The following is an 18,914-nucleotide window of genomic DNA, read 5'->3' on the forward strand; positions in this document are numbered from 1 at the left end:
GTCCCTTGGACGAGATCGAGATTGGCCCTCGTCGTGCGGAGACGGACACGCTTCGCTGGGTGACCGTAGTCCGAACGGTCCGGCCGAGCTTCTTGCTGCGGCGAAAGAAGAGGCCCATCAGCGGTTCTTGCAGCTCGCGACACCGTCTGCCGGGAGGTTGAGGTTGAGACGAATGCGTTGCGCGGCCGCACCACCGGTCGTTCCGGGGTCAAACGTCACAGCGTTGACGTCGCCCATGGTCTTGGCGTTGATGATTTGCGTTAGCGACGAGGTCCAGCTCAGGTAGGAGTCTCTGATGGCGTGCAGGTCGTCCGAAGTGACGACCGACGGCCATGGGGTCGTTGCGTCGTTCAGCTGCTGCGCCGCCTTCCGGTATGCCTCTACTGTCTTCGGCGCTTCGGCCTGTAGCTGGGCGAGTGTGACACCGGGAGTGTTGCCGACCGCGGACCAAGCAGCGTTCGCGTCGTTTGCGGGACAGACGATGTCGAGATACTGATCCCCAGCTGCAGCAATCGACATCCTGCTCGGCGTCGGGGTAGGGGCAACCGCTGTTTCGGTCCCCGTCGCGCTCGCACTAGCACTCGCACTCGCTTTACCGTCGGCGCCAGTCGTGCTTGAGCATGCAGTGAGGGCAACGAGGAGCGCAGCCGCTGCTGCTGTCGCGAAGATTGTCTTCATGGTGGGGATCACCCTATGACTGGGCCAACACCTACCGCTCGCCCCTATTCGCGGGCATGGATGCGCCCAACCACACCCGTTTGAACTCCCCAGCCCGCCCACACAGTTGGTCGACCAGGACGAAGCGCTGAGCTCCCCTGGTCGGGTTGAGGCATAACACAGCGCCCGTAGAACAGTCACAATAGGTAGCGCCTCGCCTGGTCCCCCAACTTGATTGGGACGGAAATCACCCAGGCTGAAGCACGAACGCCCCCACCTTCCGAGGGGGGCGTTCCTTGGTTCACGCCGAGATGTCGCTGAAGGGGCGGCCCTCTTGCATGTTCACCATGTAAAGCAGCGACAGGACTTGATTCCGCGAAACCGAAGCGTCACCTCTTGGTCGGCAACTCCATCCCGCCCAACGTCGATCCTTGCAAACGCAGCGCCGTCCTGACGCTGGCGGAGTCTGATGCCGACCACTTCCCCGGGAAGGTCGGATCCCATCAGGATTAGAGCGGGATGTTCGTCGGAGTCATCGACGGTCCAAGCGTGCCCCTCGTTCAGAGCAGTGAAGTGGTGCTGACATACGAAGTAGATCGCGTCCCACAGGGCAACTGCTGGTTCATCGCAGTTTCTAACAAGGCAGCGAACGTCGCCAGGGCGGATGAGGTCCAGCAGGTCAGGATCGCACGGCCCTCCGACATCCACCCAGTCAGGTGGTGACGCCGACTTTACCGGCGCGCATGTTCCTGCTTAGAGCCGACAGACGCGAGCACGTTGCCTCTTCGGTGCGCTCCCCCAAGTACCACGCGGTCAGCTCGCCCTCGAGGATGCCGAGAGCGTCTTGGCATCTCTCGACGGGTACGCCTTTGGTCATCTCGTAGAGATACCCCGTGCACGCGCGGTTCAGCTTGGGAGCGTCCAGCCGCGTCTTTAGTCGAGATAGTGCCGCTACCAAGTCAGCGCGGACCGGGTGCCACGTCTCTCGGCCAGTAGTGGAACCCGTCGAGGATCCCTGAGCGCGGAGGATCTCACTGTAGGCAGCCGCGTGCCGGGCGATTGCTCCAAAGATGTGCTCGATTGCATCTGCCCGCATGACTTCCACGGCTGCGCGCCGCTCCCGGCGCTCGCGCTCAAGAGAAGCCTTGACAGTCCGTTCCTCTCGGGCCAGCGAGGCGCGCCGTTCATCGTCGGCCGCCCTGCGTGCGTTCCGACCGGAGATCAAGGCAACCGCTATGCCCGCCACCCCGGTGACCAGGCCGCTGACGACAGCGACTAGGAGCGGGACGAACAGGTCGGGCTGAGTGGTAGCAGCGGCGGCCAAGATCATGTTCTGAAGGTAGAGCACCCGCGTTAGGACGTTGGCCGGGGCGTCCCAAGTCCGGGCTCCGACCGATCCCAGGGAGACACTTGCGGGAAGCTGAGGGGCAAAAGCGCCCTGCCCATGCTCAAGCGCATGTGCTCCCACCGAACGGTGGGAGCACTTGTCGTCTGACGATTCGAAGGAACCTACTTCAGCTCGATCGATCCGATCGTCTGACGCAGACGAGTCCCGTCGTCACCTTGAGGCGGCAACACGGTGATCGTGTACTGAGTACCCGAGTCGCCAAGGATGGTGACAACCGCTTCTTTGTAGGGGCCACTGCCCAACTGACTGCCGTCGTTCGTATTGACGGCAACGCCCACGTACTTGGCCCCCGGAACGCTGTAGCGGTAGGACTCTTCAGCGGTCCCCTCCCACGAGCCGTTCCATGAACCGTTGGCTTCTTCGTTGATCATCACCGTCGTTCCAACACCCGGCGAGCCTGTGCTGGCAATCTTGCCCTTCCAAGCGAACTCGCCGCTGTCAGGCGACGCCACGTAGCCGCGGTACCCGGGAGACTCGGACCCCACACTCCAGCCCGCTGGCACTCCGAGCGACAGCCGGCCATCCGGAGATTCCACCCGCTGCCAGCCGTCGGGAAGGCCAGGCGTGACGCCATCGATCTGCTTGAGCTTCTCAACGGGCGCGAGGGCTCGCCCCTTCGACTCCGACGACGCGGACGCCGTCGGCTTTTCGACGGCAGCGGTGGGACTCGGCGCGCCCCCCGTCGAGCAGCCGCTCAGGGCAGCCGTTGCGACCACAAGAACAGCTCCAAGCACAGACACTCGACCAAGTCTCAGATTCGTCACAGTCCGACCCTATCGGCTGCTTTCGGGCATCCGGCACCCACCTTCGGGGCGCACGGAGCAGGGGCGTGGCCTTCAACGGCTGACCGCGTCGCGCCACACCCAAGCGCAATCCGAGGCCTGCCCGAAGCCCCACTCGACCAGGACCGCACGCTCCGTGTACGCGATGGCTCGACCCTCGACCTCGAGGATGCGGTCCGCGAACTGCAGCCACGCGAGGACCGGGTCGGGCACAGGCAGGTCGACCTCGGGGCCGCCGCGGGTAGGCTCGGGCAGTGAGTAGGCCGGGCCGAGCGTCCAGCGGTCGCGTCGCCGTCGGGCCATCAGTCGCGGCGCGGTGCGAGCTTGCGGACCGTGACGCTCGAGCGCGGCACCCACGCGCGCTGCAGTCTGCCCTGCCAGGCGATCTCGACGAAGACGGCGACGTCAGACCGGGCCACGGCGAACGCCTTCACCTTCACGAGCTCGCCGATCTGCTCGAACCCAAGGCGGTCGATCCACACCGGCTGCGGCGGGTCGATGGACTCTGGACTGCCAATTTGGTCGGGGGGGGGAGCGACTCAGCCGCGTAGATCGGAACATCCTGGTGCTCAGGGGCAGCCCAGTTGTGCTTGGCCATGTCGAATTTCGTCGGTGGAGCCGCCGACACCGGCTCTTGGGTGCGATGTCGTTGTGTGCACTGCTGTGTGCACTGGGCAGAAAAAAGCCCCGACAAATCGCGCCTGAGAAGTGGATTTGAACGGGGCTTTTCTGTGGAGCCGCCTGTCGGAATCGAACCGACGACCTATTCATTACGAGTGAATCGCTCTACCGACTGAGCTAAGGCGGCGGACACCCCGGTCAGACCGGAGCGGCACGGGTCACGACTATACAGGTTCAGACGAGAGAACGCGAAACGAGCGCGTCGAGGTCGGCGAAGGACCGCTCGAGCTCGTCGACCAGGTGCGTGTCGCTGTCGCCGTCCGACCACTCCCACCACGCGTGCCGCAGGGTCGCGAGGGCGACGAGGGACGCGAGACGCGCCCGGCGACGCATCGTGGTCGGGTCCGATCCGAGCACCGGGTCCGTCCCGATCACCGGTTCGGCCGCAGGTCCGGACAGGCGTTCCACCACGGCCCGTTCGACCTCGGCCTGGAACTCCTTCATCGACTCCATCCGACGGCTGAACAGCTCCGGGGCCGCGCGGAGCACCTGCTGCCGTTCCTCGATGAGCCCGCGTTCCTCGATGAGCTCGCGGGTCGAGTGGACGAGCAGCGCGCCCAGGTCCGCCAGGAGGTCGCCCCGCGGCCCACCCGCCACGAACGCCGCACGGGCTTCGTCGTCGGGCAGGGTCGGGTCCTCGCCGAGGATCGCGCCCTCCTTGTTCGGGAAGTAGTTGAAGAACGTGCGCGGGGAGACGTCGGCGCGGCGTGAGATCTCGTCGACCGTCACCGCCTGCAGGCCGTCCTCGATCGCGATGCGGAGCGCGGCCTGCTGGATCGCGAGTCGGGTGGCGCGGCGCTTCCGCTCGCGCAGGCCGGGTTCTGCGTCGGACATGTCGCGATTGTCCCACGCTGGGCCGTGTCTCGGCGGGCGTTCTGGCTGGCGTTCCGGCTGGCGTTCCGGCTGGCGTTCCGGCTGGCGTTGCGGCTGGCGCACGGCCGGGCCTGGAGGCGCGGCTCGGCTCCGGGACGCACGCTCGGTCACGACGTGGTGGCGGCCAGGACGTCGGTGCGGCCCGGGCGGTGCGGCCCGGCCGGTGGGTCGGGCCGGTGCGGCCCGGCCCGTGGGCCTGGCCGGTCCGGCCCGGCCCGTGGGTCGGGCCGGTGCGGCCCGGCCCGTGGGCCTGGCCGGTCCGGCCCGGTCGGTGGGCCTGGCCGGTCCGGCCCGGTCGGTGGGTCGGGCCGGTGGTCAGCGGCTGGCGCGGGCGATCGTGACGAGCAGGGCCTCGAGTGCCAGGAGCGCCGCCACGTTCGCCGCGATGCGCTGCCGTGCGAGCGCGATCGCGTCGAGGACCTCGAGCGCGGCCGCCGGCGTCACCGACTGCAGTGCGTGGTCGAGGTGCTCCCGCATCGCGAGGTTCACCGGTTCGGCCGGTGCACCGAGCCCGAGGAGCAACAGGTCGCGGTACAGCGAGGAGACGTCCACGAGGATGCGGTCGAGGCCGTCCCGGAGGCTCCGGGTCGCCCGACGCTTCTGGTCTTCCTCGAGCGCACGGAGCTGCGATCGGAGCGCCGGCGGGACCGTGCCGCCCGGCTCGACACCGAGCGAGCGCAACGCCGCGTCGCGCTCCTCGGAGTCGCGCTGCTCCGTGATGGCCTTGGCGTCCTCGTCGGCGACCGCGAGCAGGTCGGCAGCTGCCATGACGGCGTCGCCGACGGTGCGCACACCGAGCACGGTGGTCAGGGTCCGGCGCCGGCGGTCACGGGCGTCCGGGCTGGTGGCGAGGCGCTGGGCCATGCCGATGTGGCTCTGCGCCTGCCGTGCGGCGTCCATCGCGAGGACCCGGTCGACCCCGGTGCGCGCGACCAGCAGGTCGGCGACGGACTCGATGCCGGGCACCCGCAGGCGCACCGAACGGACGCGGGACCGGATCGTCGGCAGCAGGTCGGCCTCACTCGGTGCGCAGAGGATCCACACCGTGCGCTCCGGCGGTTCCTCGAGCGCCTTGAGCAGCAGGTTCGACGTGCGCTCGGTCATGCGGTCGGCGTCCTCGATGATGACGACGCGGTAGCGGCCCACCGAGGGCGAGTAGTGCGACGAGGTCACGAGCTGCCGGATCTCGTCGATGGTGATGATGACCCGCTGGGTCGTCAGGACGGAGACGTCCGGGTGGGTCTTCGCCGTGATCTGCCGCAGGGTGTGGTCGTCGTCCGGTCCGCTGCCGACGAGCGCCGCCGCGAACGCCGACGCGACGTTCGACCGACCGGAGCCAGGCGGGCCGGTGATCAGCCAGGAGTGGGTCATCCCACCCGTGCCGTCCGGGGACTCGGCGGCATGCCGGAGCGACGCCACCGCTTCCTCTTGCCCGGTCAGGCCGTCCCACACGCTCACGACGTCATCCTGTCAGCCACCACCGTCAAGTCGCGTGGATGCCGACGAGCGGGCCGACCCCGGCACGGATGGCGCGCTGGACCTCGGCCGCCGGCGCCTCGGCGTCGACGACGAGGAACCGCTCGGGCTCTGCGGCCGCCATGTCGAGGAAGGCGTGCCGGACGGTCTCGTGGAACGCGGCGGCCTCGGACTCGAGCCGGTCGAAGGTGTCCCCCCGGGCCGCGGCGACGCGAGCGCGGCCCACGGTCACGTCGAGGTCGAGCAGGATCGTGCAGTCGGGGACGAGTCCGTCGGACGCCCACTCCGAGACCGACCGGACGTGCTCGGCGCCGAGGCCCCGAGCAACACCCTGGTACGCCACCGACGAGTCGATGTAGCGGTCCTGCAGCACGACGTCTCCGCGGGCGATCGCGGGTCGAACCAGCGTCTCGACGTGGTGTGCCCGGTCGGCCGCGTAGAGCAACGCTTCCGCACGCGGTGCGATGTGCCCGCGTTCGTGCAGGACGATCTCGCGGATCCGGACGCCCAGCTCGGTGCCACCGGGCTCGCGGGTGCGGACCACGGTGCGGCCGTGCTCCTCGAGCCAGGCGGTCAGGAGCTCGGCCTGCGTGGTCTTCCCCGCACCGTCGCCGCCCTCGAGCGTGATGAAGCGGCCGGTCACTTCTTCTTGGCAGCCGGCTTGCGGGCCGGAGCCTTCTTCTTCACCGGGCCCTTGGCGCGCTTGTCCGCGATGAGCTCGACCGCGCGGGCGTGGTCCACCGCCTCGACGTCCTCGCCGCGCGGGATGGTCGCGTTCGTCTCGCCGTCGGTGACGTACGGACCGAAGCGGCCGTCCTTCATCTTGATCGGCTTGCCGGACACCGGGTCGGCGTCGAACTCCTTGAGCGCGGCGCTGGCGGCACGGCGTCCGCCGTACTTCGGCTGCGCGAAGAGCTCGAGCGCCCCGGGCAGGTCGACGTCGAAGATGGCGTCCTCGCTCGGCAGGGTCCGGGTGTCGGTGCCCTTCTTGAGGTACGGGCCGTAGCGACCGTTCTGCGCCGTGATCTCGTCGCCGGACTCGGGGTCGTTGCCCACGGTGCGCGGCAGCGCGAGCAGCTTCAGCGCCGTCTCGAGGTCGACGGTCTGCGGGTCCATCGACTTGAAGAGCGACGCGGTGCGCTCCTTCGGCGCCGCGGCCTTCTTCGTCGTCTTCTTCGCAGGGGCCTTCTTGGCGGCGGTCTTCGTCGCGGTCGCCGTCGCGCCGGCTTCGGCCGGTGCAGCCGCGGTCGCGCCAGCCGTGGTCGCTGTCGCCGTGGCCGCGTCGAGCACCTCGCCGGTGGTCGGGTCCACAGCGGGCTCCGGCTCGGGGGTGCGCTCGGTCACGTACGGGCCGAAGCGACCGTCCTTCGCGAGGACTTCCTTGCCGGACTCCGGGTTGATGCCGACGACGCGGTCGCCGAGCACCGGAGCGTCCACGAGCTCGCGGGCCTTCTCGGCGGTGAGCTCGTCGGGTGCGAGGTCCTCGGGCACGTTGACGCGCCGGGGCTTCTCGGGGTCGTCGCTCGGGACCTCGATGTAGGGGCCGTAACGACCGATGCGCAGGGTCAGGCCGGGCGCGAGCTCGACCGAGTTGATCTCGCGCGCGTCGATCTCGCCGAGGTTGTCGATGACCGTCCGGAGGCCGCGCTGGTCGCCGCCGCCGAAGTAGAACTCCTTGAGCCAGTCGACCCGGTCCTCGTCGCCGCTGGCGATGCGGTCGAGGTCCTCTTCCATGCCCGCGGTGAAGTCGTACTGCACCAGGTCGCCGAAGTGGTCCTCCAGCAGCCGGACCACGCTGAACGCGATCCAGTTCGGCACGAGGGCACTCCCGCGCTGCGTCACGTACCCACGGTCCATGATCGTCGAGATGATCGCGGCGTAGGTCGACGGACGCCCGATCCCGAGCTCTTCCAGCGTCTTGACCAGGCTGGCCTCGGTGTAGCGCGGCGGAGCCGACGTGTCGTGGCCCTTCGCCTCGACGTCGGTGACACCGAGGTGGTCGCCCTCCGCCATCTGCGGGAGCTTCGCGTCGTCGCCGCCGCTGTCGCCTCCCGAGGCGCCGTGGCGGTCCTCGTCGCGGCCTTCCTCGTACGCGTTCAGGAAGCCGCGGAAGGTGATCACGGTGCCGGACGCGGTGAACTCCACGTCGGTGCCGGACACCGTCGACGGGATCCCCTCCACCGACTCGGTCGACGTGACGCCGAGCACGACGGAGGCCGTCGAACCCTTCGCGTCGGCCATCTGCGACGCGACGGTGCGCTTCCAGATCAGGTCGTAGAGGCGCCAGTCGTTGCCGCGGAGCACGCCCTCCATCTCGGAGGGTGTGCGGAACGTGTCGCCGGCGGGACGGATGGCCTCGTGCGCCTCTTGCGCGTTCTTGCTCTTGCCGACGTAGCTGCGGGGCTTGTCCGGGATCGTCTCGGCGCCGTACAGGGACGCGGCCTGCTTGCGTGCCGCGGTGACCGCCTGCTGCGAGAGCGAGGACGAGTCGGTACGCATGTAGGTGATGTGCCCGTTCTCGTAGAGCGACTGCGCGACGCTCATCGTCTGGCGCGCGGAGAAGCGCAGCTTGCGGGCAGCCTCCTGCTGGAGGGTCGACGTCGTGAACGGCGCGGCCGGACGACGGGTGTACGGCTTCGAGTCGACGCTGCGGACGGTCGCGTCGCCTGCCCGCTCGAGCACGGCGGTCAGTGCTGCCGCGGCGCCCTCGTCGAGACGGACGATGTCGCCCTTCAGCGCGCCGCGGTCGTCGAAGTCACGGCCGGAGGCGACGCGGGTGCCGTGGATGCGTGCGAGCCGAGCGGTGAAGGCGGTGTCGCCCTCCTTCTCGAAGCGAGCACTGAGGTCCCAGTAGTTGGCGGACACGAACGCCAGGCGCTCGCGCTCACGGTCGACCACGAGGCGGGTCGCCGCGGACTGCACGCGACCGGCGGACAGGCCGGGGCCGATCTTCCGCCAGAGGACCGGCGAGACCTCGTACCCGTAGAGACGGTCGAGGATGCGGCGGGTCTCCTGCGCGTCGACGAGCGCGGTGTCGAGTTCCCGGGTGGCCTCCTGCGCGCGCTGGATGGCCTCCTTCGTGATCTCGTGGAAGACCATGCGCTTCACCGGCACCTTGGGCTTCAGCACCTGGAGGAGGTGCCACGCGATGGCCTCGCCCTCGCGGTCCTCATCTGTTGCGAGGTAGAGCTCGTCGGCGTCCTTCAGTGCTCGCTTGAGCTCGGAGACCGTCTTCTTCGCGTCGGAGACGACGTAGTAGGGCTCGAATCCGTTGTCGACGTCGACCGAGAACTTGCCGAGGAGCCCTTCTTGAGCTCCGCGGGGAGGTTCTTGGGCTCGACGAGGTCCCGGATGTGTCCGACGGACGCCTGGACCTCGTATCCGTCCCCGAGGTATTGCGCGATCGTCTTCGCCTTCGCGGGGCTCTCGACGATGACGAGCTTCTTCGTGCCTGGCACGTGTCTCCTTGATCGATGGTGCGCGTCGGCCCTGGACGACGAACGCGTCCGGGTCGACCGGGGCACCGGTGACCGGGGGCCGACAGGCACACCATACACATAGTGTTCGGGCTGGTCGTCCGCCGGACCGGCGACCGCGACTGCGCCCACGGCGAACGGTCCGCCGCCGACGACGACACCGACACGGGCGCTCGCAGCAGCGGTCGAACAGGCCTGGACGACCGCGCCGTTGGCGCGGGCGACGGTGTCGGCGACCCGGCAGGGATCGCCCGGCACGAGACCGACGAGCGCGGACGCGGCGGCGAGCGCTGCGGCGTCTGCAGCGGCCTGCGCCCGGACCGTCCCGACGCGCATACCGGCCGCGGCGAGCGCGGCGGACACGGCCAGCAGCGCGACGGCGACGACGGCCGTGACGAGGAGCGTGGCCGAACCGCGGTCCGAAGCCGTCCGGTCCGGGGCTGTCCGGTCCCGCACGGTCACCGACCGCCCTCGGCAGCGCACGCCGTCGCCCGCAACGGCACGGCCGCGAACGGTCCGGCCGCACCCCGTGACGCCTCGACGCACACGACGTCACCGACGTGCTGCACCGTGACCGACGCTCCCGGCGCGATCCGCTCGGCGGCGGCACGACCGCTGCCGTCGTCCCCGCGGCCGATCGCACGTGCCGCCGTCGAAGCGGCCAGCTGCAGACGACCCACCCCGTCCACGACGAGGACGGCCGCGACCAGCGACGTCAGCACGAGGGCGACGACGGGGAGCACGACCGCGAACTCGACGCTCACGGTGCCGCGCTCCCCGTCCGGCGCGCCGTGACCACGCCGGTCAGAGGGAGAGCGCACCGCGGACGAGTTCGGTGAGGATGTCCTGCACCTCACCGGAGCGCATCACCGCGACGAGCACGCCGGCGAAGGCGACCGCGGCGAGGATCACCACGGCGTACTCCGCCGTGGCCGAACCGCGGTCGTCGCCGAGTCGTCGCCGGAGTCCGGCACCTCGGGCGGCGCCGGTGCGCAAGCGGCGCGGAGTGGGTGTCGTGGTGGTCGGTGTGTCGGTCATGGTCCGTCCTTCCTGAAGGGGTGCACCCAGCCTCGCGTCCGGCAGCGTCCGATCGGGCCGGTCGCTGCGATCTGTGGACGGTTCAGCCGACGTCCACGACGGTGGAGGAGAGGACTCCTACCACCACGGGCACGACCCCCACGAGGACGAAGGCCGGCAGCACGCAGATCCCGAGCGGCAGCACGAGCCGGACCGCCAGGCGTTCCGCGGCGGCGAGGCCCGCGGCGGCGGCATCGTCACGGACGTCCTCCGCGGCGGCTCGCAGCAGGGTGGCGGCGGGGACCCCGGCACGTCGGGCGAGCTGCGGGACCTCCTGCAGGCGCTCACCCTCGGCGTCGCCGACCCGGGGCGCCCCGGGCAACCCGACCCCGTCGAACGCCGCCTGGACGGCCGCGCCGCTCGACACCCACGATCCACCACCGGACACCGCGACCGCCCACGCGTCGAGCAGCACACCGGGCACGTGCCCGTCCGGGGTGGCCGCGCGGACCAGCCGTGCCGTCCACGTCCGGCCGAGACCGACCAGGACGGCGGCCACGACGCAGCACGTCCACCCGACGGGCGTGGCGAAGAGGACCTCGACGGCGCCCGCTCCCCAGGTCGAGCCGAGCGCGAGCCCGAGGGCCGGGAGCGCCAGCACGACCCGGGCACTCGCGCGCGGTCCGGCGAGCGCCACCCGCACCGCCCGGTCCGAGGCAGCCGTGCGGCGGGAGCGCCCCCGGCGAGCGCACGGAGTGCCACTGCGGCCGGCGCCCCGGTGTGCGCGGCGACGCGGAGCACGGCGGTGACGTCCTGCCACACGGGCTCGTCGTTCCCCGGGAGCCCGCCGACCAGGTCCCAGGCGCGCGGCGGCGGCACGCCGGCTCCGACCAGGGTCGCCACGCGGTCCAGCGTCCGAGCGGCCGCCGCGGCACCATCCGCCCCCTGCACACCGGAACGACCCGTCCCGGACCAGCCCGTCCTGGATGGGCCTGTCCCGGACCGACGCTCCCCGCCGCCCGCGCGAGCCGCGCGCCCACGCGGCGCGCCCCGGGAAGTCGCCGAGGGGCTCTGGAGCCGCTCGCCGTCTCACCGCAGCCGGTCCACCGGGCGGACCTCGAGCCTCCCGTCCGAGCCGACGCGGAACGTCCCCACACCGCTCAGCCGTCGTCGCCCACCGCGCCGCTCCACGTGCAGGACCGAGTGGAAGGCGCTGACCGCCTGTCGGGCGAGCGCCTCGGGGCCGAGTCCGGCGAGCGCCCCGAGCGCTTCGAGTCGCGCCGCGACGTCGGTGAGGCCGTTCGCGTGCACGGTGCCGGCGCCGCCGTCGTGGCCGGTGTTGAGCGCGGAGAGCAGCTCGCGGACCTCTGCGCCCCGGCACTCCCCCACGACGATCCGGTCCGGACGCATCCGCAGGGCCTCGCGGACGAGGCGGTCGAGTCCCAGTGCTCCCGCCCCCTCGGCGTTCGCCTGACGGGCCTCGAGCGAGACGACGTGCGGGTGGTCGATCCGGAGTTCTGCAAGGTCCTCGACCGTGACGATCCGTTCGGTCCGGGGGACGGCTCCGAGCATCGCCGCGAGCAACGTGGTCTTGCCGCTGCCCGTGGCCCCCGTGACGAGGACGTTCCGGCGCTCGTCGACGACGCGCTCGACGACCGACCGAGGCACCCGCGAGAACGCACCGAGCCGTTCGAGCGCTGCGACGGTCGGGAGCTCCGGGCGGGGCAACCGGATCGACACAGCGGTCCCGCTGACCGAGACGGGAGCGAGCACGACGTGTACGCGGATCCCGTCGCCGTGCCGGACGTCGGCGCAGGGCGTGGTCTCGTCGACGTGCCGACCACCCCGCGCGACGAGTTCCGTCGCGAGGTCGCGCACACGACGTTCCGGGGAGGTCGGGCGCCACGCGTTCGAGCCCACGCCCTCGGTCGACCCAGGTGCCCTTCCCGCCGAGGACGAGCACGTCCGTGACGGTGGCGTTACCGACGAGCGCCGCGAGTTCCTCGAAGTCCGCCGCGGCGAGTTCCCGCCGTCGCGCGGGTCGAGAACGCGCCGGGCAGGAAGGGTGTGGCGGCACGGTGTCGGTGCATGCCCCAAAAGGTAGGAGCGGACGCTGCCCGACGGCGACCGAAGTGAGCTCGGTGCAGAAGGGCCCCGAACCCACAGCAGCGGACAGATTTGTACCCCGAACCACATCGCCGTACCCCACTCGGTGCCAGGAGACCGAGCACGCTCCCGGAGCTGCAAAGGGCGTCGACACGGGGTTGCCGAAGACAACAGCAGGAGTGAGGCACGAGGACGAGGTCCATGCAAGAGCATGGACAGGTCTGTCCACGCTTCGGCTTGCCCATGCGGATCGAGGGCGTCCGGCCGACGCGAGGACGCCCGTCAGAGCGGTACGCGTCCCGGAAAACAGAAGAGGCGGCACCGGTTGGGGGGAACAGGTGCCGCCTGGACATCGGTGGATTGGGGGAATCCGAACCGTTGCCGCCGGAGCTAGTCCAGCGGGATCTACTGTACCCCATGAACTGCCCCCGACGGGCAACCCTCGACCCGACTTCCGGGCGCGCCGGGCCCCTGCTGCGCGCGATGCGGGCCATCGACGATGCGCGGTACCGGTGATCGACGATGCGGAGTACTGGCGATCGACGATGCGGAGTACTGGTGATCGACGATGCGGAGTACTGGTGATCGACGATGCGCGATGCCGGGCCGACCATCGGCATCGCGACCGCCGACGCCGGACTGGACGACTGCCGGGTCGCACCCCCGTGTGAACATCGCACCCGCGCACCTCGGGGCGCGATGTCCGTGGCGGGGTGCGACCCGCAGCCGACCCCGCGTACCCGCACCCGGCACCCGACCCGCAGCCCCGAGCCCGCGACACCAACGCCGCACCCGCACCCGCACCCGCACCCGCACCCGCACCCGGCACCCGGCGCCCGGCACCCGACCTGCAACCCCGAGCCCGCGACACCGACGCCGCACGGGCCACGCCCGACTCCGGCCGAGGGGTAGTCTCCCGACTGCACCACCGAACCACCGCTTCACCGCTTCACCGCACCACCGCACTACCCGCACCACCGCACCACCGCACCACCGCACCACCCGCCGCAACGACGCGAAAGGACATCGATGTCCACTCCGACCCAGACCGATCCCCGTCACGACGACGATGCCGCGACCTTCCCGCCACCTCCGGGTTCGTCGCCGACGCGGTCGCGCACGAGGACCTGCACGAAGCCGCCGCCGCCGACCGCGAGGCGTTCTGGGCCGAGCAGTCCCGCACCCTCCTGGACTGGCGCACCCCCTTCACGCAGACCATCGACTGGTCGGGCGCTCCGTTCGCGAAGTGGTTCGCCGACGGCACGCTCAACGTCGCCGAGAACTGCCTCGACCGCCACGTCCGCGCGGGCAACGGCGACCGGGTCGCGATCCACTTCGAGGGCGCGCCCGGCGACACCCGTCGGATCACCTACGCCGAGCTGACCGCCGAGGTGCAGCGCGCCGCGAACATGCTCACCGACCTCGGCGTCGGGCACGGCGACCGCGTGGTCGTCTACCTCCCGCTCATCCCCGAGGCCGTCGTGACGATGCTCGCCGTCGCCCGCATCGGCGCCGTGCACCTCCGTCGTCTTCGGCGGGTTCAGCGCCGAGAGCCTTCGCGCCCGCATCGAGGACGCCGGCGCGAAGCTCGTGGTCACGGCGGACGGCGGCTGGCGTCGAGGCGCGGTCTCGGCGCTCAAGCCCGCGGTGGACGAGGCGCTCGAGGGCGAGGGCACCGACAGCGTCGAGCACGTCCTGGTCGTCAAGCGCGGCGGCAACGAGATCGCCTGGAACGACCGCGACCGCTGGTGGCACGACGAGCTCGCGAAGGCCGCGCCCGACCACGCTGCCGAGGCGTTCCCGGCCGAGAACCCGCTCTTCATCCTCTACACCTCGGGCACGACCGGGAAGCCGAAGGGCATCGTGCACACCTCCGGCGGGTACCTGACCCAGGCCGCGTACACGCACAAGAACGTCTTCGACATGCACCCGGAGAAGGACGTCTACTGGTGACACCGCCGACATCGGCTGGATCACGGGGTACTCCTACGTGGTCTACGGTCCGCTCGCGAACGGCGTCACGCAGGTGCTCTACGAGGGCACCCCGGACGAGCCGAAGCCCGGTCGCTGGTGGGACCTCGTCGACGCCTACGGCGTGACGGTCCTCTACACGGCGCCGACCGCGGTGCGCGCGGCGATGAAGGCCGGCCGCGAGATCCCGGAGGCGCGCAGCCTCGAGACACTGCGCCTGCTCGGCAGCGTCGGCGAGCCGATCAACCCCGAGGCGTGGAACTGGTACCGCCAGGTGATCGGCCACGACCGCACGCCCATCGTCGACACGTGGTGGCAGACCGAGACCGGCGCGATCATGATCTCCGCCCTGCCCGGCGTCACGAAGCTCAAGCCCGGCGCCGCGCAGACGCCGCTGCCCGGCATCGTCGCCGAGATCGTCGACGACGACGGCAAGCGCGCTGACCCCGGCGAGAGCGGCTACCTGACGATCACGGAGCCCTGGCCGTCGATGGCACGCGGCATCTGGAACGACCCGGACCGGTTCGTCGAGACGTACTGGTCGCGCTTCCCCGGCCGCTACTTCGCGGGCGACGGCGCGCGGCTCGACGGTCAGGGCGACATCTGGATCCAGGGCCGCGTCGACGACGTGATGAACGTCTCGGGCCACCGTCTCTCGACGGCCGAGATCGAGTCGGCGCTGGTCGGGCACGAGGGCGTGGCCGAGGCCGCCGTCGTCGGTGCAGCCGACGAGACGACCGGACAGGCGGTCGTGGCCTACGTCATCCTGACCGCCGAGGCTGCCGCGGACGTCGACCGAGACGCGGCCGCCACGGAGCTCCGGAACTGGGTGGGCAAGCGCATCGGTGCGATCGCGAAGCCCCGGCAGGTGGTGATCGTGCCCGAACTGCCGAAGACGCGTTCCGGCAAGATCATGCGGCGCCTCCTCCGCGACGCGGCCGAGGGCCGCCGCATCGGTGACACGACGACGCTGGCCGACCCGACGATCATGGCGACCATCGCGGAACTGATGTGAGTCCGCTCACGTGAGCAGGGCCTCCAGTCGGTACGGACTGGAGGCCCTGCTCACGTTCGCGGTGCTGCTGACGGTCCGTCAGTCGGTGAGCTCGACCACCAGCTCGACCTCGACCGGCGCGTCCAGCGGCAGGACCGCGACGCCCACCGCGCTCCGCGCGTGGACGCCGGCGTCGCCGAAGACCTCGCCGACGAGGGTGGAGGCGCCGTTGGCGACGCCAGGCTGCCCGGTGAACGACGGGTCGGAGGCGACGAAGACCGTCACCTTGACGACCCGGGCGACGCGGTCGAGCGAGCCGGCGACCGACTGCACGGCGGCGAGCGCGTTGAGCGCCGCGGTGCGGGCCTCGGCGGTGGCGGTCTCGGCGTCGACCGACTGGCCGACCTTGCCGGTGACCGGCAGCGCGCCGTCCACGAAGGGCAGCTGCCCGGCTGTGTAGACGTACCGTCCGCTGACGACGGCGGGGACGTAGGCCGCCACCGGGGCGGCGACCGGCGGCAGGGTCAGCCCGAGCTCGGCGAGGCGCTCCGCGACGCTCATGCGTCGGCCTTCGGACGCTTCAGGTACGCGACGAGCCCGCCTTCGGGACCGGTGACGATCTGGACCAGCTCCCAGCCCTCGTCCCCGTAGTTGTTGAGGATGGCGGTGGTGTTGTGGATCATCAGGGGCGTGGTGAAGTACTCCCAGCGAGTCATGCGGTTCCTTGCCAGCCTTTCAGTCGGGGGTGTCGTTTAGGCTGCATCCTATGTCTGCCCAGAAGACGTCTGCCTCGCGGACCAAACCCGTCTCAGCAGTCGGCGCCTTCATCGGTTTCGTCGGTTTCAGCGTGCTCGCCGGTCTGCTCGTCACGATCGGCGTCACCCCTGCGATCGCGGTCGCCGGTGTCACGACGACGTCGACGATCGGCGTGTTCGAGTCCCTGCCGGAGTACATCGAGATCGGTGACCTCCCGCAGCGCAACGAGCTGTACGCGTACCAGGGCGGCAAGTCTGTGCACTTCGCGACGGTCTACGACCAGAACCGTCAGGAACTGAAGTTCGACCAGATCAGCGACCAGCTGAAGAACGCGGCCATCGACGGCGAGGACAAGCGCTTCTACGACCACGGCGGCGTCGACATGACCTCGCTGGTCCGCGCGGGTGTCGGCTCCCTCGCCGGTGGGCTCGGCGAGTCCGGCGGTGGCTCGACGCTGACGATGCAGCTCGTGCGCAACATCAAGATGAACCAGGCGCTCGAGCTCCCCACGAAGGAAGCGCAGCAGAAGGCCTACAACGAGGCGGTCGAGCAGACCATCCCCCGCAAGCTCGAGGAGATGAAGCTCGCGATCGGCCTCGCCAAGAAGTACACCCACAAGGAGATCCTGACCGGGTACCTCAACATCGCGTACTTCGGCGACCAGACCTACGGCGTGCAGGCCGCCGCGCAGCACTACTACAACAAGAGCGCGACCGACCTGACCCCGGCAGAGGCGGCCTCGATCCTGGCGATCGTGCAGTCCCCGAACACGCGCAACCTGTCGAACCCCAAGTACTACGAGGCGAACGTCGCGCGACGCAACGTCATCCTCAAGTCGATGTACGCGCAGAAGCACCTGACGAAGGCCGACTACGACAAGGCCGTCGCGTCGAACCCGAAGGACTACGTGCGCCTGACCGAGCCGTCGCAGGGTTGCCGCGCCTCCGTCGGCGACGGCTCGCAGTTCTTCTGCGACTACGCGGTGCAGGTCGTCAAGGAGGTGTCCCAGCTCGGGGCCACGCAGAAGGAGCGCAACACCGCGTGGCGCAACGGTGGCTACAAGATCCAGACGACCCTCGACATCGACGGCAACGCGGCCCAGAAGAAGGTGCTCAACACCTACGACAACAAGGCCGAGACCGCCCTCAAGCTCGGCGCCGCACTCGACTCGGTCGAGGTGGGCACCGGCCGCATCCTGACGATGGCGCAGAACAAGGACTACGACCAGGCGCTGCAGTCCCCGCCGACGTCGACCTCGATCAACTACAGCGTCGACAAGAAGTACGGCGGCGGCATCGGCTTCCAGGTGGGCTCGACCTACAAGGTCTTCACCCTGCTCGACTGGCTCAAGGCCGGGCACGGGCTGAACGAGGTCGTCAACGGCACCCCGCACAACACGGCCGTGTGGCAGCACTGCGGTGAACCGACCTACACGAACTGGGCGCCGAAGAACGACTCCGCCGAGAGAACGCGGCAACTTCACGGTCGCCCGTGCGACCGCCCTCTCGGTGAACGCCGCGTTCGCCTCGATGGCCGCCAAGCTCGACCTGTGCGACATCAAGCAGACCGCCCAGGACCTCGGCGTCCACTCCGGTGACGACAAGACCGAGCTCAGCTCGTACCCGTCGTCGATCCTCGGCACGAACAACATCGCGCCGCTGACCATGGCCGCGGCCTACGCCGGCATCGCCAACAACGGCACCTTCTGTGCTCCGATCGCCATCGACAACGTGACCAACGCCGACGGCAAGGGCCTGGGTGGTCAGCCGAAGAGCTGCAAGCAGGTCCTCGAGCCGGCCGTCGCCCAGACCGCGATCTACGCCATGAAGGGCACGATCTCCGGCGGGACCGCCGTGGGCGCCCAGACCCCGGACGGCACGCAGCTGTTCGGCAAGACGGGCACCACCGACGACGCCGACCAGATCTGGCTCGTCGGTGCGAGCTCCCGCGTCGCGACCGCGTACTGGCAGGGCAACACCGACGGCGGGAAGAACAACCTGCGTCACTACAGCAACGGCGTCAACGGCACCTACGCCGGCGCCCGTGCCGGAGTGTGGCGCGAGGCCCAGGCGCCGATGAACGCCCACTACCCGGCCGGACCCTTCACCGACCCGTCGGCGTCCGCACTCCGTGGCAGCAGCAAGGCCGTCCCGGACGTCAGTGGCAAGAGCGCGGCGGACGCGAAGGCCACCCTGGCGGCCTCCGGGTTCACCTACGTCGACGGCGGCGCACGGCCCGGCGCGCAGAAGGCCGGCACGGTCACCTCGACCTCGCCGTCGCCCGGGTCGCTGCTCTCCAACGGCTCGAGCGTCACGGTGTACACCTCCGACAGCTCGCAGATCGTGGTCCCGTCCGTCCCCGGCAAGAGCGTCGACGAGGCCCGGTCGCAGCTGAACCAGGTCGGCTTCACGAACGTCGAGATCTCCGACCAGTACGCGAAGGGCGGGGGCGGCAAGGAGTGCCGTGCTCGCCGCGGTCGACCCCGGCGTGCACACCAACGCCGGCAAGGACTCCACCATCACGCTGACCCTCTACGGCGACAAGAACGGCAAGGCGCCCAAGGACTGCAAGTGACCCGCGGTCGCGCCGCGCTCGGGGTCGCCGCCGCGGGCGCGGCCGTCGGCGCTGCGACGGCCGCCTGGGGCACGCTCGTCGAACGACGTCGCTTCGGCATCCGGTGGGAGACCGTCCCGGTCCTCCCACCGGGGTCGCGCTGA

At 70.3% G+C, this 18,914-nt stretch carries 17 protein-coding genes, 1 tRNA gene and 2 pseudogenes; 4 read left to right on the plus strand and 16 right to left on the minus strand.

Annotated features, from left to right (window positions below; genetic code table 11):
* Positions 1 to 117 precede the first annotated feature (117 nt).
* The 14 genes and pseudogenes from ACZ8AI_RS06295 to ACZ8AI_RS06360 form a co-directional block, all read right to left on the minus strand.
* Positions 118 to 519, minus strand: a complete 402-nt coding sequence (locus ACZ8AI_RS06295) for a hypothetical protein (RefSeq protein ID WP_464857364.1) — start codon at positions 517 to 519, stop codon at positions 118 to 120.
* 850 nt (positions 520 to 1,369) lie between these two features.
* Positions 1,370 to 2,005 (minus strand): hypothetical protein, encoded by a 636-nt coding sequence (locus ACZ8AI_RS06300; RefSeq protein ID WP_464857366.1) that lies wholly within the window; start codon positions 2,003 to 2,005, stop codon positions 1,370 to 1,372.
* Between the two features lie 161 nt (positions 2,006 to 2,166).
* Entirely contained in the window at positions 2,167 to 2,829 is a 663-nt protein-coding gene (locus tag ACZ8AI_RS06305; RefSeq protein ID WP_464857368.1) for a hypothetical protein, read from the minus strand.
* Between the two features lie 72 nt (positions 2,830 to 2,901).
* On the minus strand, positions 2,902 to 3,060 hold the full coding sequence (locus ACZ8AI_RS06310) for a hypothetical protein (RefSeq protein ID WP_464857370.1): 159 nt from the start codon (positions 3,058 to 3,060) through the stop codon (positions 2,902 to 2,904).
* Between the two features lie 89 nt (positions 3,061 to 3,149).
* Entirely contained in the window at positions 3,150 to 3,329 is a 180-nt protein-coding gene (locus ACZ8AI_RS06315) for a hypothetical protein (RefSeq protein ID WP_464857373.1), read from the minus strand.
* Positions 3,330 to 3,579: 250 nt separating this feature from the next.
* A tRNA-Thr gene (locus ACZ8AI_RS06320) sits at positions 3,580 to 3,655 on the minus strand.
* Positions 3,656 to 3,702: 47 nt separating this feature from the next.
* Positions 3,703 to 4,362 (minus strand): TetR/AcrR family transcriptional regulator, encoded by a 660-nt coding sequence (locus ACZ8AI_RS06325; RefSeq protein WP_464857375.1) that lies wholly within the window; start codon positions 4,360 to 4,362, stop codon positions 3,703 to 3,705.
* A gap of 354 nt (positions 4,363 to 4,716) precedes the next feature.
* A complete protein-coding gene (locus ACZ8AI_RS06330; protein WP_464857377.1) occupies positions 4,717 to 5,859 on the minus strand; it encodes a DNA polymerase III subunit delta' in 1,143 nt (380 codons plus the stop codon).
* A gap of 25 nt (positions 5,860 to 5,884) precedes the next feature.
* Entirely contained in the window at positions 5,885 to 6,520 is a 636-nt protein-coding gene (gene tmk / locus ACZ8AI_RS06335; RefSeq protein ID WP_464857379.1) for a dTMP kinase, read from the minus strand.
* Positions 6,517 to 9,335: pseudogene (topA, locus tag ACZ8AI_RS06340) on the minus strand (type I DNA topoisomerase). Before topA ends, tmk begins: the two are co-directional and overlap by 4 nt.
* 476 nt (positions 9,336 to 9,811) lie before the next feature.
* Positions 9,812 to 10,117 carry a TadE family type IV pilus minor pilin gene (locus tag ACZ8AI_RS06345; protein WP_464857381.1) on the minus strand — a complete coding sequence of 102 codons (306 nt, stop codon included), beginning with the start codon at positions 10,115 to 10,117 and terminating at the stop codon, positions 9,812 to 9,814.
* Positions 10,118 to 10,157: 40 nt separating this feature from the next.
* The gene (locus ACZ8AI_RS06350; protein WP_464857383.1) at positions 10,158 to 10,391 is read right to left on the minus strand and encodes a DUF4244 domain-containing protein; all 234 of its coding nucleotides are present in this window, start codon (positions 10,389 to 10,391) and stop codon (positions 10,158 to 10,160) included.
* 82 nt (positions 10,392 to 10,473) lie between these two features.
* On the minus strand, positions 10,474 to 11,073 hold the full coding sequence (locus ACZ8AI_RS06355; protein ID WP_464857385.1) for a hypothetical protein: 600 nt from the start codon (positions 11,071 to 11,073) through the stop codon (positions 10,474 to 10,476).
* A gap of 386 nt (positions 11,074 to 11,459) precedes the next feature.
* Complete coding sequence (locus tag ACZ8AI_RS06360) at positions 11,460 to 12,290, minus strand: CpaF family protein (RefSeq protein WP_464857387.1); 831 nt, start codon at positions 12,288 to 12,290, stop codon at positions 11,460 to 11,462.
* Between the two features lie 777 nt (positions 12,291 to 13,067).
* Between ACZ8AI_RS06360 and ACZ8AI_RS06365 the strand changes: the two genes are divergently transcribed.
* A complete protein-coding gene (locus tag ACZ8AI_RS06365) occupies positions 13,068 to 13,388 on the plus strand; it encodes a hypothetical protein (RefSeq protein WP_464857520.1) in 321 nt (106 codons plus the stop codon).
* A 113-nt stretch (positions 13,389 to 13,501) separates the two neighbouring features.
* Positions 13,502 to 15,462, plus strand: a pseudogene (gene acs / locus ACZ8AI_RS06370) (acetate--CoA ligase).
* Between the two features lie 78 nt (positions 15,463 to 15,540).
* Here the strand turns inward: acs and ACZ8AI_RS06375 are convergent.
* Both ACZ8AI_RS06375 and ACZ8AI_RS06380 read right to left on the minus strand, forming a co-directional pair.
* Positions 15,541 to 16,002, minus strand: coding sequence for a RidA family protein (locus tag ACZ8AI_RS06375; RefSeq protein ID WP_464857389.1), 462 nt, complete (start codon positions 16,000 to 16,002; stop codon positions 15,541 to 15,543).
* Positions 15,999 to 16,157, minus strand: a complete 159-nt coding sequence (locus ACZ8AI_RS06380; protein ID WP_017888699.1) for a DUF4177 domain-containing protein — start codon at positions 16,155 to 16,157, stop codon at positions 15,999 to 16,001. The genes ACZ8AI_RS06375 and ACZ8AI_RS06380 overlap by 4 nt, the downstream gene beginning before the upstream one ends.
* Before the next feature lie 131 nt (positions 16,158 to 16,288).
* On the opposite strand from ACZ8AI_RS06380, the gene ACZ8AI_RS06385 reads away from it, so the two are divergent.
* Together ACZ8AI_RS06385 and ACZ8AI_RS06390 are read left to right on the plus strand one after the other, a co-directional pair.
* The gene (locus ACZ8AI_RS06385; protein WP_464857392.1) at positions 16,289 to 17,794 is read left to right on the plus strand and encodes a transglycosylase domain-containing protein; all 1,506 of its coding nucleotides are present in this window, start codon (positions 16,289 to 16,291) and stop codon (positions 17,792 to 17,794) included.
* Entirely contained in the window at positions 17,706 to 18,914 is a 1,209-nt protein-coding gene (locus ACZ8AI_RS06390; RefSeq protein WP_464857394.1) for a PASTA domain-containing protein, read from the plus strand. The genes ACZ8AI_RS06385 and ACZ8AI_RS06390 overlap by 89 nt, the downstream gene beginning before the upstream one ends.

This window comes from Curtobacterium sp. AC273 (assembly GCF_979253735.1).

What these genes read in the sequence shown, in the direction of transcription:
- ACZ8AI_RS06295 (WP_464857364.1), bottom strand. Translation starts at nt 519, where the DNA reads ATGTCGATTGCTGCAGCTGGGGATCAGTATCTCGACATCGTCTGTCCC.
- ACZ8AI_RS06325 (WP_464857375.1), bottom strand. Translation starts at nt 4,362, where the DNA reads ATGTCCGACGCAGAACCCGGCCTGCGCGAGCGGAAGCGCCGCGCCACC.
- ACZ8AI_RS06350 (WP_464857383.1), bottom strand. Translation starts at nt 10,391, where the DNA reads ATGACCGACACACCGACCACCACGACACCCACTCCGCGCCGCTTGCGC.
- ACZ8AI_RS06365 (WP_464857520.1), top strand. Translation starts at nt 13,068, where the DNA reads ATGCGCGATGCCGGGCCGACCATCGGCATCGCGACCGCCGACGCCGGA.
- ACZ8AI_RS06375 (WP_464857389.1), bottom strand. Translation starts at nt 16,002, where the DNA reads ATGAGCGTCGCGGAGCGCCTCGCCGAGCTCGGGCTGACCCTGCCGCCG.
- ACZ8AI_RS06380 (WP_017888699.1), bottom strand. Translation starts at nt 16,157, where the DNA reads ATGACTCGCTGGGAGTACTTCACCACGCCCCTGATGATCCACAACACC.